Annotated in this window: 15 protein-coding genes; 9 read left to right on the top strand and 6 right to left on the bottom strand. The window is 69.6% G+C overall.

The window, feature by feature from the left end; all coding sequences use genetic code 11:
• From rbfA to CyaNS01_RS02015, 4 genes are read left to right on the top strand one after another with little or no spacing between them, the layout of a single operon-like run.
• A complete protein-coding gene (rbfA, locus tag CyaNS01_RS02030; RefSeq protein WP_186698449.1) occupies nucleotides 1–432 on the top strand; it encodes a 30S ribosome-binding factor RbfA in 432 nt (143 codons plus the stop codon).
• The gene (locus tag CyaNS01_RS02025) at nucleotides 425–2,065 is read left to right on the top strand and encodes a glycoside hydrolase family 3 N-terminal domain-containing protein (protein ID WP_225875752.1); all 1,641 of its coding nucleotides are present in this window, start codon (nucleotides 425–427) and stop codon (nucleotides 2,063–2,065) included. The genes rbfA and CyaNS01_RS02025 overlap by 8 nt, the downstream gene beginning before the upstream one ends.
• 15 nt (nucleotides 2,066–2,080) lie before the next feature.
• Nucleotides 2,081–3,280, top strand: coding sequence for a glycosyltransferase (locus CyaNS01_RS02020; protein ID WP_225875751.1), 1,200 nt, complete (start codon nucleotides 2,081–2,083; stop codon nucleotides 3,278–3,280).
• A 19-nt stretch (nucleotides 3,281–3,299) separates the two neighbouring features.
• The gene (locus tag CyaNS01_RS02015; RefSeq protein ID WP_186698447.1) at nucleotides 3,300–4,127 is read left to right on the top strand and encodes a uroporphyrinogen-III synthase; all 828 of its coding nucleotides are present in this window, start codon (nucleotides 3,300–3,302) and stop codon (nucleotides 4,125–4,127) included.
• On the opposite strand, the gene CyaNS01_RS02010 is transcribed toward CyaNS01_RS02015, so the two are convergent.
• From CyaNS01_RS02010 to zds, 3 genes are read right to left on the bottom strand one after another with little or no spacing between them, the layout of a single operon-like run.
• Complete coding sequence (locus CyaNS01_RS02010; RefSeq protein ID WP_186698445.1) at nucleotides 4,084–4,629, bottom strand: hypothetical protein; 546 nt, start codon at nucleotides 4,627–4,629, stop codon at nucleotides 4,084–4,086. The two genes, CyaNS01_RS02015 and CyaNS01_RS02010, sit on opposite strands and share 44 nt — an antisense overlap.
• On the bottom strand, nucleotides 4,574–5,032 hold the full coding sequence (locus CyaNS01_RS02005; protein ID WP_186700087.1) for an SRPBCC family protein: 459 nt from the start codon (nucleotides 5,030–5,032) through the stop codon (nucleotides 4,574–4,576). The genes CyaNS01_RS02010 and CyaNS01_RS02005 overlap by 56 nt, the downstream gene beginning before the upstream one ends.
• 56 nt (nucleotides 5,033–5,088) lie before the next feature.
• Complete coding sequence (gene zds, locus CyaNS01_RS02000; RefSeq protein WP_186698442.1) at nucleotides 5,089–6,624, bottom strand: 9,9'-di-cis-zeta-carotene desaturase; 1,536 nt, start codon at nucleotides 6,622–6,624, stop codon at nucleotides 5,089–5,091.
• A 93-nt stretch (nucleotides 6,625–6,717) separates the two neighbouring features.
• Here zds and CyaNS01_RS01995 point away from each other — a divergent pair, with 93 nt between their 5' ends.
• The 4 genes from CyaNS01_RS01995 (at nucleotide 6,718) to CyaNS01_RS01980 (ending at nucleotide 9,253) form a co-directional block, all read left to right on the top strand.
• Nucleotides 6,718–7,146 carry an iron-sulfur cluster assembly accessory protein gene (locus tag CyaNS01_RS01995; RefSeq protein WP_186698440.1) on the top strand — a complete coding sequence of 143 codons (429 nt, stop codon included), beginning with the start codon at nucleotides 6,718–6,720 and terminating at the stop codon, nucleotides 7,144–7,146.
• A gap of 59 nt (nucleotides 7,147–7,205) precedes the next feature.
• The gene (locus tag CyaNS01_RS01990; protein WP_186698438.1) at nucleotides 7,206–7,643 is read left to right on the top strand and encodes a M48 family metallopeptidase; all 438 of its coding nucleotides are present in this window, start codon (nucleotides 7,206–7,208) and stop codon (nucleotides 7,641–7,643) included.
• Between the two features lie 25 nt (nucleotides 7,644–7,668).
• The gene (locus tag CyaNS01_RS01985) at nucleotides 7,669–8,913 is read left to right on the top strand and encodes a lipid-A-disaccharide synthase-related protein (RefSeq protein WP_186698436.1); all 1,245 of its coding nucleotides are present in this window, start codon (nucleotides 7,669–7,671) and stop codon (nucleotides 8,911–8,913) included.
• Between the two features lie 103 nt (nucleotides 8,914–9,016).
• Complete coding sequence (locus tag CyaNS01_RS01980; protein WP_186698435.1) at nucleotides 9,017–9,253, top strand: hypothetical protein; 237 nt, start codon at nucleotides 9,017–9,019, stop codon at nucleotides 9,251–9,253.
• On the opposite strand, the gene CyaNS01_RS01975 is transcribed toward CyaNS01_RS01980, so the two are convergent.
• Nucleotides 9,189–10,124, bottom strand: coding sequence for a TIGR01777 family oxidoreductase (locus tag CyaNS01_RS01975; protein ID WP_186698433.1), 936 nt, complete (start codon nucleotides 10,122–10,124; stop codon nucleotides 9,189–9,191). The genes CyaNS01_RS01980 and CyaNS01_RS01975 overlap by 65 nt on opposite strands.
• Nucleotides 10,125–10,211: 87 nt before the next feature.
• Between CyaNS01_RS01975 and ndhO the strand changes: the two genes are divergently transcribed.
• Complete coding sequence (gene ndhO / locus CyaNS01_RS01970; protein ID WP_186698431.1) at nucleotides 10,212–10,454, top strand: NAD(P)H-quinone oxidoreductase subunit O; 243 nt, start codon at nucleotides 10,212–10,214, stop codon at nucleotides 10,452–10,454.
• Between the two features lie 2 nt (nucleotides 10,455–10,456).
• Here ndhO and CyaNS01_RS01965 read toward each other — a convergent pair whose 3' ends face one another.
• Nucleotides 10,457–11,146: a J domain-containing protein gene (locus CyaNS01_RS01965; protein ID WP_186700085.1), complete on the bottom strand. Its 690-nt coding sequence runs from the start codon at nucleotides 11,144–11,146 to the stop codon at nucleotides 10,457–10,459.
• 193 nt (nucleotides 11,147–11,339) lie between these two features.
• The gene (locus CyaNS01_RS01960) at nucleotides 11,340–12,785 is read right to left on the bottom strand and encodes an iron uptake porin (RefSeq protein WP_186698429.1); all 1,446 of its coding nucleotides are present in this window, start codon (nucleotides 12,783–12,785) and stop codon (nucleotides 11,340–11,342) included.
• Nucleotides 12,786–13,177 lie beyond the last annotated feature (392 nt).

The following is a 13,177-nucleotide window of genomic DNA, read 5'->3' as shown; positions in this document are numbered from 1 at the left end:
ATGGCACAGGGGCGACGGGTGGAGCGGGTGGCCTCCCTGATCCGGCGGGAGCTGAGCGAGCTTCTGGTGGCCGGCATCAAGGATGAGCGGGTCAGCCAGGGCATGGTGAGCGTGACCCATGTGGAGGTGGCCGGCGACCTCCAGCACTGCAAGATCTTCGTGAGCGTCTACGGCAGCGACGCCGAGCGCGATGAGGCCATCGCCGGTCTGCGCTCGGCCGCGCCCTACGTGAAGGGTGAACTGGGCCGGCGGCTGAAGATGCGGCGCACGCCGGAAGTGGTGTTCCTGCTGGATCGGGGCCTGGAGCGCGGCACCACGGTGCTGGGGCTGCTCAACCGGCTGGAGGAGGAACGGCTCGAGAAAGGGGACCCTGGCGACCCGGACGCCAGCGCTGAGCCCGCTGTCAACGAGACCGACAACGCCCTTGGCTAGGCCACTGGAACCGGAGCTGCAGCGGCTTGCCGCCGAACTGCTGGTGGTGAGGGCCAGCGGCCATCTGGCCGATCACCAGCGCCGCTACCCCCGCTGGGAGCTGGCCAATGCGGAGCTGCAGGCGCTGCTGGAGCTGGGCGTGGGCGGCGTGATCCTGCTGGGGGCGGGGGCGGCCGAGCTGGCCCTGCGCTGCCGCCAGCTACGGGGCTGGGCTGGGCAGCCCCTGTTGCTCTGCGCCGATGTGGAGGAGGGCGTGGGCCAGCGTTTCGAGGGCGCCAGCTGGCTGGTGCCGCCCCTGGGGCTGGGCCGACTGCACGGCCGCGATCCCCAGCTGGCCCTGGATCTGGCCGAACGCTACGGGCGCTGCACGGGCCGGGATGCCGCCCGAGCCGGACTGAACTGGGTGCTGGCCCCAGTGTGTGATGTCAACAACAACCCCGCCAACCCGGTGATCAACGTGCGCGCCTGGGGGGAAGAGCCTGCGGTGGTGGCGGAGTTGACGGCCGCCTTCTGCCGGGGCCTGCAGGGTGCGGGCGTGCTGGGATGCGCCAAGCACTTTCCCGGCCATGGCGACACCAGCAGCGACTCCCACCTGGAGCTGCCGGTGCTGCCCCACAGCCGCGAGCGGCTGGAAGCGATCGAGCTGCCCCCCTTTCGCGCCGCCATCGCGGCCGGGGTGGCCGCCGTGATGTCGGCCCATCTGCTGCTGCCCGTCCTCGATCCCGAGCGCCCGGCCACCCTCTCAAGCGCCGTGCTCAGCCAGCTGCTGCGGCGCGATCTGGGCTTCCGGGGGCTGGTGGTGACTGATGCCCTGGTGATGGAGGCGATCAGCCGCCACCACGGCGCCGGCGAAGCGACGGTGCTGGCCCTGGAGGCCGGCGCCGATCTGGTGCTGATGCCCGCCGATGCACACCAGGCCATCGAGGCGATTGTCGCCGCCCTTGCCAGTGGGCGGCTGTCACGGCAACAGCTGGAGGCCAGTGCTGAGCGGCGGCGCGCCGCTCTGGAGCAGGTGCGGACCGGCCGTGGTGATCCAGGCCTCAAAGGCGATCCCCTCACGGCCGCCCAACCCGATCGGCCCCTGGAGCAGGAGCTGGTGGAGCGCACCCTGGAGCAACGGGGCGGCAGCTGGGCCAGCGCCAAAGCCAGCGCAGACCCTGCCATCCTGGGCCCCGGGGTGAACCTGCTGCGCCTCGACTCCGCCCTGCAGGCGCCCTTCCTGCCCCCCACCGCGCCGGCCCTCACCCTGCCCGCCGCGGCGGGCCTGCGCCCCTGCCTGCTCGACGACCTGCACCCCAGCCTCTGGCGCCCCGATCCCCAGGCCCCCCTGAACCTGGATCAGCTCGGCGAGGGCCCCGTGCTGCTGCAGCTGTTCCTGCGCGGCAACCCCTTCCGGGGCAGCGCCGGCGGCGATGAGCCCTGGCCCGCGGCCGTCGCCCAGCTGCTGCGGCATGGCCGGCTGGCAGGCCTGGCGATCTACGGCAGCCCCTACCTGTGGGAGGCCCTGCAGCCCCTGCTACCGGAGACGTTGCCGGCGGCCTACAGCCCCGGCCAGATGCCCCGGGCCCAGGCCTGGCTGCTGGGCCGCCTGGGGCTCGCCGACCGCAGCGCCGGCCAGGCCTTCACCGACTGAACCGCCGGAGACCCCATGCCGAAGCTGAGCCTGTCGATGGTGGTGCGCAACGAAGCGGAACGGCTGGAGGGCTGCCTGGCCTCAGTGGCCGGCTTCGTGGATGAGATGGTGCTGCTCGACACCGGCTCCAGCGATGGCACCGTGGCCCTGGCCGAGCGGCTTGGTGCCGTGGTGCATGCCCTGCCCTGGCCGGGCGACTTCGCGCCGGCCCGCAACGAGGCCCTGCGCCACGTGTCCGGCGACTGGGTGCTCGTGCTCGACGCCGACGAGCAGCTGCTGGAGCCGGCCCGGGCGCCCCTGCGCCGCCTGCTGGAGCAGTCCGACCTGCTGCTGGTCAACCTGCTGCGCCAGGAGCGCGGTGCCAGGCAGTCGCCCTACTCCAGCGTCAGCCGTCTGTTTCGCCGCCACCCCGCCCTCCACTGGAGCGGCGCCTATCACGCCCAGGTGGATGACAGCGTGCTGGCCCTCCAGCGGCAGCAGCCGCACTGGCGCATCGCCGACTGCGATACCCCCGCCCTGGTGCACGACGGCTACGCCCCCGCCCTGCTGGAGCGGGGCAACAAGGCCGGGCGGCTGCGCCAGGCGATGGAACAGGAGCTGCGGCTCCAGCCCCACGATCCCTACGCCTGCGCCAAGCTCGGCAGCCTGGAGGTGAGCGAAGGCCGCCTGCGGCAGGGCATCCGCCTGCTGCGGCGCGGGCTGCGGCACTGCCCCTCCGAGGCGGTCCCGGAGCGCTACGAACTGCTGCTGCATCTGGCCATCGCCCTGGCGAGTGAGGACAAGGCCGCCGCCGGCGACCTCTACCGCCAGGCCCTGGAACTGCCCCTGCCGGGCCGGGTGAGCCTGGGCGCCCGGCTCAACCTGGCCGCCCTGCTGTGCGAGCAGGGGGCCCTGGCCGAGGCGGCCGAGCTCTGTGGCCAGGCCTGTGCCATCGCCCCTGAGGTGGGGCTTGCCTGGTACAACCAGGGCCTGATCGAACGCCGCCGCGGCCACCTGCCCCAGGCGATCACGGCCTACCGCCGCGCCCTGGAGCTGGACCCGCAGCACGCCGAAGCGCAGCAGAACCTCGGGGCGGCCCTGCTGCTCAGCGGCGACATCGCCGCAGCCCGGGGCGCCTTTCGCCAGGCCCTGGAGCTGCTGCGGAGTCAGAACCGCCAGGGCGAGGCCGAGGCGCTGCGGCAACGGGCCTCTGCCCTGGTCAAGCTGGAGGAGTGAACCCTTGTCTGAAGCCTCCATGTCTGAGCCCTGCCTGGCCGGCAGAACCATCGCCGTGACCAGGGCCGAAACCCAGATCGGGGCCGCCCGGCGCCTGTTCGAGGCGGCCGGGGCCCAGGTGGTGGATCTGCCCGCCCTGGTGGTGACGCCGCCGGAGTCGTGGGGCCCCCTCGATGACGCCCTCGATGAGCTCGAGGACTTCCACTGGCTGGTGTTCTCCAGCGGCAATGGCGTGGAGGCTGTGGAGAAGCGGCTGGGGTTGCGGGGTCGCAGCTTGGCCCACCGCCCCCGCAGCCTCAGGATCGCCGCCGTGGGCCGCAAGACCGCCGCCCAGCTGGAGGCGATTGGTGCCACCGCCGACTTCGTGCCGCCCAGCTTCGTGGCGGACAGCCTGCTGGAGCACTTTCCGGCTTCGGGCTGGGGTCTGCGGCTGCTGCTGCCGCGGGTGGAGAGCGGTGGCCGTACCGTGCTGGCCGAGGCCTTCGCCGCAGGCGGGGCCAGAGTTGTGGAGGTGGCCGCCTACGAGACCCGCTGCCCGGCCGGCCTGCCCTCCGCCGCCGTGGCAGCCCTGGAGCGGGGGGCACTCGACGCGATCACCTTCAGCAGCGCCAAGACAGTGAGCCACACCGTTCAGCTGCTGCAGGCGGGCTTCGGCGAGGCCTGGCCCCACTGCCTGCGGGATGTGGCGGTGGTGTCGATCGGCCCCCAGACCAGCCAGCGCTGTGAGCGGGAGCTCGGCCGGGTGGACGCCGAGGCCGATCCCCACGACCTCGAGGGCCTGGTGCAGGCCTGCGTGGAAGCGCTCAGAGCTCAGCCGACACGGTCTGACGCCCCTGACGCAGGGTGAGCAGACCACGGTCGGCGTTGATCGCGGCCACCGTCCAGCCCGGCGGCAACAGGTCGGTGCTGCTGCCGCCTCGGTCGCCCACACTCAGGGCCCCACTGGTGGCGCCATAGTCCACGATCGCCTTGGCCGTTCCGGCAGAGCTGATCACGCCGGTGAAGCGGAACGACGGCGGCAGGCTGAGCCGCACCGGGGCGGGCCTGCTGCCAGGCGTGGCCGAAACGCTCGGCGCCATGGGGGCAAAGGGATCGTCGCGGCCCGATGGGATCGATGCCAACACCTGGTTGGGTGTAGGCAGGGGGGTGAGGCCCGTGAGCACCGGGGGCTGGGCGGCTGCCGCAGGGCTGGCCGGGGCAGGGCCAGGTGGGGGCTGGCTGGCCTTGGGAGCAGTCGCCACGCCGCCGCAGCCCGTGAGCAGCAGGGCCAGCAGGGCAGCGGGGAGGCAGCGCTCAGCTCGCGATGGGTTCGACCGAACGTTCTTCGACCAGATCTCGAAAACGGTCAAGGTTCGCCTGAAGTTCCTTTGTGACGATGCCACCCAGAATGGTGGGTTCCATCAACGGTGCCAAGATCCCAGGAAGTTCGTAGCTCACGCTGAGCTTCACGGCGGTGCTGCCGTCAGGCTGGGGATAGAAGCGAACGCCCCCTTTGGTGGGCAGCCCTCCCACCGATTCCCAGTGCAGCTGCTGGGCCTCCACCCGCTGCGTGATCCGGGCCTTCCAGTGGAAGCGGAATCCCTGGGCAGCCAGGGTCCAGTCGGTGAGGTCTGGGTTGCCGGGCTCAGTGACCACCGACTCGATCCAGCGCATCCAGCGGGGCATGGCCTCCAGGTCGCTCCAGACCTCCCAGACGCGCTCCACGGGCGCGGCGATCTCTGTGGTGACGCTGTGCTCGAGCCAACGGCCCATCGGGTTACTCGTGAGTGGGGCGGTGAGGGCGGCGACCGGGTTCGGCGCCAGGTCGGTCATCGCCGGGGGGAGGCGGTGAGAGGCTGGAGGGGGCCGGAGCCCTGGGCAGCCAGTTGGACGGGGCGATCCAGGATCGCCGCCGCCGCAAGACGGCCGCTCATCGTGGCACCTTCCATCGAATCGATGTAGTCCTGACGGGTGTAGCTTCCCGCCAGGAAGAAATTGGCCACGGGCGTGCGCTGGCTGGGCCGATAGGGCTCCATGCCCGGCGCCTCGCGATAGAGCGACTGGGCCAGTTTCACCACATTGCTCCACACCAGATTCAAGGACTGGGCTGAGGGGAAGAGGCGGCGCACTTGGGCGTCGGTGGCGGCCACGATGTCCTCGCTCTTGCGGGGGATCCAGGGATCGCCGGGGGTGAGCACGCACTGCAGCAGCGAGCCGAGCCCCTCCTTGCGGTAGTCCTCGGGGCTGGCGAGGGCCAGATCGGCGAAACAACTGAAATCCGCATCCGCCGTGTAGAGGAGATTGTCGAGGCCCGCCGGATGGTCGAGGTCAGCGCGGGCGTCGTTGTTCGCCGGGCTGTCCCCGAGCTCGGTGATCCAGCCGTCGTAGCGGAGTTGCACCGTGGCCACTGGCACCGCCTCCAGCTTGTAGATGTTGTCGAACTGGGAAAAGCGGCGCCAGGGCTGGGGCAGCATGCGCTGAATGCCCGGCACATCACAGGCGGCCAGGTAGGCGTCAGCCTGAACCCGCCGCTCGCCCTCGGGTGTCCCAAGGGTGAGGCCGCTCACCCGGATCACTGGCGACCCGCTGGAGCCAGGTGCGTCTGGGTCGGGGGACTCCTCGTAGTGCAGCTCGGTGACGCGGTGTCGGAGGTGCAGGCGTCCTCCGCGCCTGGTGATGTAGTCGAGGATCGGGCCGGTGAGCCAGCGGTGGGGTGAGCCCTTCAGCAGGTTGAGCTTGGAGGCCTCCGTCTTGGAGGCAAACATCATGAAGATGGTGAGCATGCAGCGCGCCGAGATCGCCTCGCAGTCGATGAACCCGAGGGCATAGGCAATCGGGTTCCACATGCGCTCGATGCTGCGGCGGCTGCCGCCATGGCCCAGAAACCACTGCTCGAAGCTGATGCGATCCAGATCGCGGATCACCCCCATCGCCCCGTCGTAGTCCACGAGGCCGCGCACGATCGGGCTCGTGCCCAGGGCCAGGGCATTGCGCAGTTTGTCGATCCAGTCGAGCTGGGGCGTGGTGAAGAAGGCCTTGAGACCGTTGAAGGGGGCTCCCAGGGCAAAGCGGAAATCCAGCTCGCGCAGATCGCCGCCGGCATTCACGAACAGGTGGGTGTGCTGCTTGGGCAGGAGGTTGTCGATCGCCCCCACCTTGCGCATCAGGGCGAACAGGTTGGCGTAATTGAAAAAGAACACATGCAGCCCCATCTCGATGTGGTTGCCACCCTCATCCACCCAGCTGCCCACCTTGCCGCCCATGAAGGGCCTGGCCTCGTAGAGATCCACCTGATGGCCGGCATCCACGAGATCCACCGCCGCCGCCAGACCCGCCAGACCCGCTCCCACTATGGCGACCTGCACCGGCAACGCTCCCGTCGTACTGGCAGAGACTCTATGGATCCGACAGGTGCGGGTGCAGTTCCATAGAGTTGGCCGTAGCCCCTGGCCGAAGTGATGAGCACCGAAACCGCCGCCAGCCCCGTTGCCCAGAGCCCGGCCGCGCCGAGCCCCGTGGCCACCTTCACGGCCCGGGACGGCAAGGGCATCCTGGTCACCGAGCCCGCCATGAAGCAGCTGGGCAGCCTGATCAGCCAGCAGGGCGAGGGCAGGGCGCTGCGGGTGGGGGTGCGCTCAGGCGGCTGCAGCGGCATGAGCTACACCATGGATTTCATCGGCCCCGACGCCATCCGCCCCGACGACGAGATCTACACCTACGAGCCCGCAGGAGCCCCCAGCTTCCAGGTGGTCTGCGACCCCAAAAGCCTGCTGTACATCTACGGCATGCAGCTCGACTTCTCCAGCGCCCTGATCGGCGGCGGCTTCAACTTCACCAACCCGAACGCCAGTCAGACCTGCGGCTGTGGCAGCTCCTTCGCGGTCTGAGCCAGGGCCTCTGGCCTGCCGCATGGGAATCTGAACAGCTGTGACCCTGCCCTGCAGCTATGTCGGCCAGTTCCGCCGAGAGCAGCCCAGCCACCTCGCAGTTCGACGCCGCCATCGCCCGGTACAACGCCGGCACCGATCCGGCCGAACTGCTCGACGCCTTTGAGGCGATCACCGCTCAGGCCCCCCGCCAGTCGGCGGGATTCACCTGCCTGGCCTGGCTGCAGCTGCTCACCGACCAGCCGGAGCCGGCCCTGCGCACGGCCCGCACGGCGGTGCGGCTCAACCCCCAGGATCCCCAGGCCCGCATCAACCTGAGCCTGGCCATGCTCGAAACCGGCACCAAGGGGGTGCGGGAGCACATCGGCATGGTGCAGCGGCTGATGGCCATGGCACCGGAGCTTGCCGCCGAGCTGCAGGAGTCGATGGCCGACGGCCTCAAACGCAAGCCCGGCTGGGCCGCCATGCTGAAGGTGCAGGCCTGGTTGAACGGTTGATCGCGCCCCTCGCCTCCTGAAGCCCGTGGCTCGCGTGCTGCTGCTGAGCAATGGCCATGGCGAAGATCTCAGTGGTGCCCTCGTGGGAGCGGCCCTGATGGCCAGAGGCGTGGCGGTGGAGGCGTTGCCCCTGGTGGGGCATGGCAGCGCCTACCGCCAGCGGGGCATCGCCGTGCTGGGGCCCACGCGGGAGTTCCGCACCGGGGGGCTGGGCTTCACCAGCTTCCATGGCCAGCTCAGCGAGCTGCTCGGTGGCCAGGTGGCCCACGTGGTGGCCAGCCTGCTGCGGCTGATGCGACGGCGGGGCCGCTATCAGCTGGTGGTCGCCGTCGGCGACCTGGTGGCGGTGCTGGGGGCCTGGCTGGGCGGCTGTCGCTGCGCCGTGTACCTGGTGGCCTACTCCAGTCACTACGAGGGAAAGCTGCGGCTTCCCTGGCCCTGCGGCTGGCTGCTGCGGCGTCGCCGTGTCAGCCGGATCTGGAGCCGCGATGCGCTCACCGCCAGCGACCTCAGCCAGCAGCTGCGGCGGCCGGTGGACTTTCTGGGCAATCCCTTTCTCGATGCCGCCGTCGAGCCCGCGCTGGCGAGGACCACCGCCCCACGGCAGCTCTGCATGGCCCTGCTGCCGGGCAGCCGGATGCCTGAAGCCGGCGCGAACCTGGAGCTGATGCTGCGCCTGCTGGCCCTGCTGCCCCAGGCCCTGCACCAACCGGGCAGCCTGCAGCTACGGGCCGTGCTGGTGAAGTCCCTCGATGCCGCCACGGTGCGGCAGCGGGCCGCCGCCCATGGCTGGCGCGCACGGGCCCACGACCGCCTGGAGCGCGGCGGTCTGGAGCTGGAACTCAGCTGGTCGGGGGCCGGGGCCGCCCTGGCCCGGGCCGATCTGGTGCTGGCCATGGCGGGCACGGCCACCGAACAGGCGGTGGGGCTGGGCAAGCCGGTGCTGCAGCTGGTGGGGCAGGGCCCCCAGTTCACCGACGGTTTCGCAGAAGCCCAGCGGCGGCTGCTCGGGGCTGGGGTGCATTGCGCCAGCGGCGAGCCCGGCACGAGCATGACCCTGGAGGCCACAGCCCGCCTCGCCTGGGCCCTGATGGCCGAACTGGCCGATCCGGCAACGGGGCCGGAGCTGCGGGGCCGGCTGGCCCGCACGGCCCAGGAGCGGATCGGCGCTCCGGGGGGCACCGAACGGCTGGCGGCAGCGATCATGGAGCTGTTGCCCCCAGTCGATGTCAGATCAGCCACCCAGGAGCCTGTCCAGCCCAGGGGCTGAGGCAGGCCCCGCCGCAGCCCGCGGGACTGCCTCAACCAAGGGAACCGCCAAAGCGCAGCCGTCTGCGCAGGCGCGATCGCTTCTGCAACGCCTCAAAGGGGTGATGGACACCGTGCTGGTGGCGGATGTGTTCGTGGTGATCTGCGGCGCTCTGTGGTTCGGCGTGGCGGTGCTGTGCCACAGCCAGAAGGTGGAAGCCCCCCTGGAGCTGTTTCAGCGGCTCTGGGAGCCGCTGTTCACCCCGGCGATCGGACTGCTGATGGGAGCCGCCGTGCTCAGTGGAGTGCTGAGCTGGTGGCAGCAGCAAGCGCAGCGTCGAGCTCGGGGTACTGGAAGGTGAAGCCCTCGACCTGGAGCCGCTCGGGCGCCACCTGCTGACCCTCCAGCACCACCTGGGCCCCATCCCCCAGCAGCAGCTGGAGGATCGGCCCCGGCACCGGCAGCAGGCTGGGGCGCCCCAGCACCTTGCCCAGGGCGGAGGCGAACGCCGCCATGCGCACCGGCTGGGGCGCCACGGCGTTGTACGTGCCCCGCCAGCGATCGTCTTCCAGGGCGGTGGCCACCAGCCGACACAGGTCGTGGCGGTGGATCCAGCTCATCCACTGGCGGCCGCTGCCCACGGGCCCGCCGAAGCCCATGCGGAAGACGGGCAGCATCTTGGCCAGGGCACCCCCATCGGCACCGAGCACGATGCCGATCCGCAGAATCACCAGGCGAGAGGCGTCCGGACAGCGGGCCGCCGCCGTCTCCCAACGGCTGCAGATCTCGGCCAGGTAATCGCTGCCGGCCGGGCTCTCCTCCGTGAAGCGCTGCTCGAGGCTGCTGCCGTAGTACCCCACCGCGGAGGCATTCACCAGCACCCGCGGCGGCGCCTGCAGCGCTGCCATCGCCTGCACCAGCAGCTCGGTGGTGCGGCTGCGGCTGCGCATCAGCAGGCTGCGATGGGCCGGAGTCCAGCGCTTCTCGGCAATGGGCTCCCCAGCTAGATTCACCACGCCTTCGGCGCCGGCCAGGGCCTCAAGCAGGGCCGGGCTCTGCCAGCTGGCAGGGTCGGCTGGATCGAGCTGCAGACTGCACAGCCGATCACTGGCCAGGACATGGAAGGGGTCGCTGCGGCGACTCACCAGGGTGAGCGTGTGACCCAGTTCCAGCAGGTAGGGCACCAACTCCAGCCCCACGAATCCGGAGCAACCCAGTAACAGGAGACGCACCCGCTCGATTCCCTCAGCGCCTCAGGAGGCTAGGGCTAAGCTCTACGCCGGGGGGCCTTAACCTGGCTGTGATCCCTCAGGCTCGTCATGGCCGACACGCCCTCCACCGCCCAGCCCCCCCTGAAGAAGGGCAGCCTGGTGCGGGTGAACAGCGAGGCCTATGGCCGCAGTGCCGAGGCCGCCGCCAGTGCCCCCCAGCCCCCCGCCTACATCCTCAAAGGGCCTGGCGAAGTGCTGGTGGTGAAGGGGGACTATGCCCAACTGCGCTGGCATCGTCCCGTTCCGGATGTGTGGCTTCCCCTCGCCGTCCTGGAGGCGTTCCCAGGCTGATCTCAGGCCATCAGCTGCAGCCGGTCCTGCTTCAGCTGGCGCCGACGTGCGCCGGCCTTGCGGAGCAGTTCACGGCCATCGCGCAGGTAGGAATCCACATACCCCATCGTGTAGCGCTCCAGGTCCACCAGGGCGTCCTTCACCAGGCTGAGGCAGTGGTAGAGGTCCAGGCAGAAGCCCTGCAGAACCTGAGGGCCGGCCTGCGAGCGGTACAGGCTCTCGACCTTGGCCAGGCGCGCCTGACTCAGCTCCAGGAAGGAGCAGAAGGCCTCCATCAGGCGGTCGTCGTAGGGGTCAGCAGCCAGGGCCCGCAGCTGGGCTGGAAACGGGTTGATCACCTGGCCCAGCAGACGGTCGATGGGCCCGTACACCTGCTGCAACCAGCGTCGCACCGCAGCCTCATGGTCTGCTGCCCTGGGAGAGGCTCCTGGCCTGGGGGTTGCGGGAGCGGGTGAGGCGCCCCCGCTGCCGCCACGGCTGGACTGCCGGCGGCCATGGAGGCGGTCATGGCGGCGGCGGCGCTCGCAATCGCCCAGCACCTCCCAGGCGGCGTTGATGGCCAGGATCGTGGTGGCATCCCCGCCGGCATCGGGGTGATACCGCTTGACCAGGGCGCGGTAGGCCGCCTTGATCTCAGCGCCACTGGCCTGGGGGGACACACCCAGCACCGCATAGGGATCAGCCTGAGGCAGGAGACACCTCCTTCCGCACCAGCTCACGTCCCGGGCAACCTAGGAGGCCAGGCTCCGTGGATCGGGCCAAAAAAACCCCGGCCAAAGGCCGGGGAGAGCAGAGGAACAACGGTGTGAAGAGTGGTTCCTGAATGCAATGAGGACGAAGGGCCTGGAAAGGTGTGAGGAGCCAGGCCCGGTTCCGATCAGACGATCAGAACTTGAAGGTGGTCTTGATCAGACCGCCGTAGGTGTCGTCGGCGCCGCTGTTCTCGATCCAGAAGAAGGCGGGGGTGACGCTGATGTTGTCGGTGACCTGGAACTTGTACCACAGCTCGTAAGCCAGGGTCTCTTCTCCGCCGTCGGCCCAGATGCCGCCGGTGCAAGCAGCGGTGGTGCCGCACTTGCCGTCGCCGATCTGGCCGGCGCTACCCACGGCCATGCCGAGGGCGTTGCCCTTGATGAACATGTCGGTCCACTGGAGGCCGACCATCCAGCTCCAGGAGTCGCTGTCGGTGTCGCCGAAGGTGTCAGTGCTGGGGGCATCAGACCAACCGCCACCGACGCTGATCGAAGGCACCCAACCGGAATCGGAGGGAGACCAGTAGGCACTCAGGCCAACGTTGCTGTTGCTGAAGCTGTTGAAGTCAGCGTAGGTGTAGGCAAGAGCAGCGCCCCAGTTATCGGCCGAGTAGCCGAGCTGGGCGGTAACGGTGTAGTCCTCGCCGATGCCGACGAAGGAATTCTCAGCAGCGTTCTCGTTGGAGACGAAGTTGGCGCTGATGCTGAAGCCATCCTTCTGCCACCAGGCACCGACACCGGCGCCGAGGTTCAGGTTGTAGGTCGCCCGGGCACCGGCATAGGTGAACAGGTCGAGGATGGTGTCAGCGGGATAGGCGCTGGGCCACACAGCCAGCATGTCGTCCTGACGGACCTTGGCACCGGCGGTGACGGTGACGGACTCGCCGACGGGGAACTGGTAGAAGAGGCGGTTGATGCCGACGGAGTCAGCACCGCTCTCTTCCTGGAAGGCCACTTCCAGGGCCGTGTTGCCATTGCCGAACACGGAGTCACCGAAGTTGCCGGCGCGCAGGGTGGTGCGCAGCAGGTCCTTACCGGTGAAGCTGGTGTCGAACATCAGGCGAACGTCGTAGTTCGCGGTAACGTTGTCGCCGAAGCCGGTTTCGCCAGCGCCGCCGAGGGTCATCGTGGCGATGCCCTTAAGCTTGGTGGTGGTGGAGAACTGGTTGGCCTCCAGCTCACCCACCTTGGCCTCGAGGCCGTCCACGCGACCCTTGAGGATGGCGAGTTCCTTCTCGAACTCGGCCATCAGGCGCTTGAGCTCGTCGGTCACTTCGGTGACGCGGTCGAGGCAGGCGTTCAGAAGCGCAGCGGCTTCAAAACGGGTCATGGCCCGCTGGCCGCGGTAGGTGCCGTCGGGGTAGCCGGCGACGCAGCCGTAGCGCTCGATCAGGTTGGAGAGAGCCTGGTAGGCCCAATCCGTGGGTTGCACGTCCGAGAACTGGGAGATGCTGGTGACTTGCTCCTGGGAGGCGTACTGGTCGACGCCGTCGAAGTTGAGCTCAGAAGCAGTGGCGGCCACAGGGGCCAGCAGTCCGAGTGCCGCGGGGGCAACCAGCAGTTGCTGGAAAAGTTTCATGGGATCCTCACACAAAATGGGCGCAATGCGCCGCAACGCCATGGTGACCACCCCCCCGGCCCCTGGCACCATCCCATGTGCCAGCGGTCACAATGGCCCCACCACGAACGGCTCCAAAACGATGCCCCCACAGCCCAGGCAAACCTGGACGGTGGGGGCTCTCGCCGGGTCCGCGGCTGCGGAACCGTTTGATCAGGGTTGAGGCGCCGTAATCAGGCGGCGTTCTCCGCGATCAGCAGACCCTTGGTGAAACAACTGGAACTCACGGGCACCTCCTCCTTTGGGGGATGACGCCAGCCGGCGACGTGTTCGGCCCCCCGTCCAAAGACCGGCGGCCACGGCACTGCTGACAGAACGGTCAAACCATAGCGAGGACGAGGGCTCAGCCCCCT

Origin of the sequence: Cyanobium sp. NS01 (assembly GCF_014280235.1) — a bacterium.
Classification (GTDB): domain Bacteria; phylum Cyanobacteriota; class Cyanobacteriia; order PCC-6307; family Cyanobiaceae; genus NIES-981.
Note: the sequence above shows the minus strand (reverse complement) of the source record. Positions and strands in the feature narration are given on the sequence as shown.

Bases quoted from the DNA above. Each gene is read 5' to 3' on its own strand.
- rbfA (WP_186698449.1), top strand. From the start codon at position 1: ATGGCACAGGGGCGACGGGTGGAGCGGGTGGCCTCCCTGATCCGGCGG.
- CyaNS01_RS02020 (WP_225875751.1), top strand. From the start codon at position 2,081: ATGCCGAAGCTGAGCCTGTCGATGGTGGTGCGCAACGAAGCGGAACGG.
- CyaNS01_RS02015 (WP_186698447.1), top strand. From the start codon at position 3,300: ATGTCTGAGCCCTGCCTGGCCGGCAGAACCATCGCCGTGACCAGGGCC.
- CyaNS01_RS02005 (WP_186700087.1), bottom strand. From the start codon at position 5,032: ATGGGCCGTTGGCTCGAGCACAGCGTCACCACAGAGATCGCCGCGCCC.
- CyaNS01_RS01995 (WP_186698440.1), top strand. From the start codon at position 6,718: ATGAGCACCGAAACCGCCGCCAGCCCCGTTGCCCAGAGCCCGGCCGCG.
- CyaNS01_RS01990 (WP_186698438.1), top strand. From the start codon at position 7,206: ATGTCGGCCAGTTCCGCCGAGAGCAGCCCAGCCACCTCGCAGTTCGAC.
- CyaNS01_RS01980 (WP_186698435.1), top strand. From the start codon at position 9,017: ATGGACACCGTGCTGGTGGCGGATGTGTTCGTGGTGATCTGCGGCGCT.
- ndhO (WP_186698431.1), top strand. From the start codon at position 10,212: ATGGCCGACACGCCCTCCACCGCCCAGCCCCCCCTGAAGAAGGGCAGC.
- CyaNS01_RS01960 (WP_186698429.1), bottom strand. From the start codon at position 12,785: ATGAAACTTTTCCAGCAACTGCTGGTTGCCCCCGCGGCACTCGGACTG.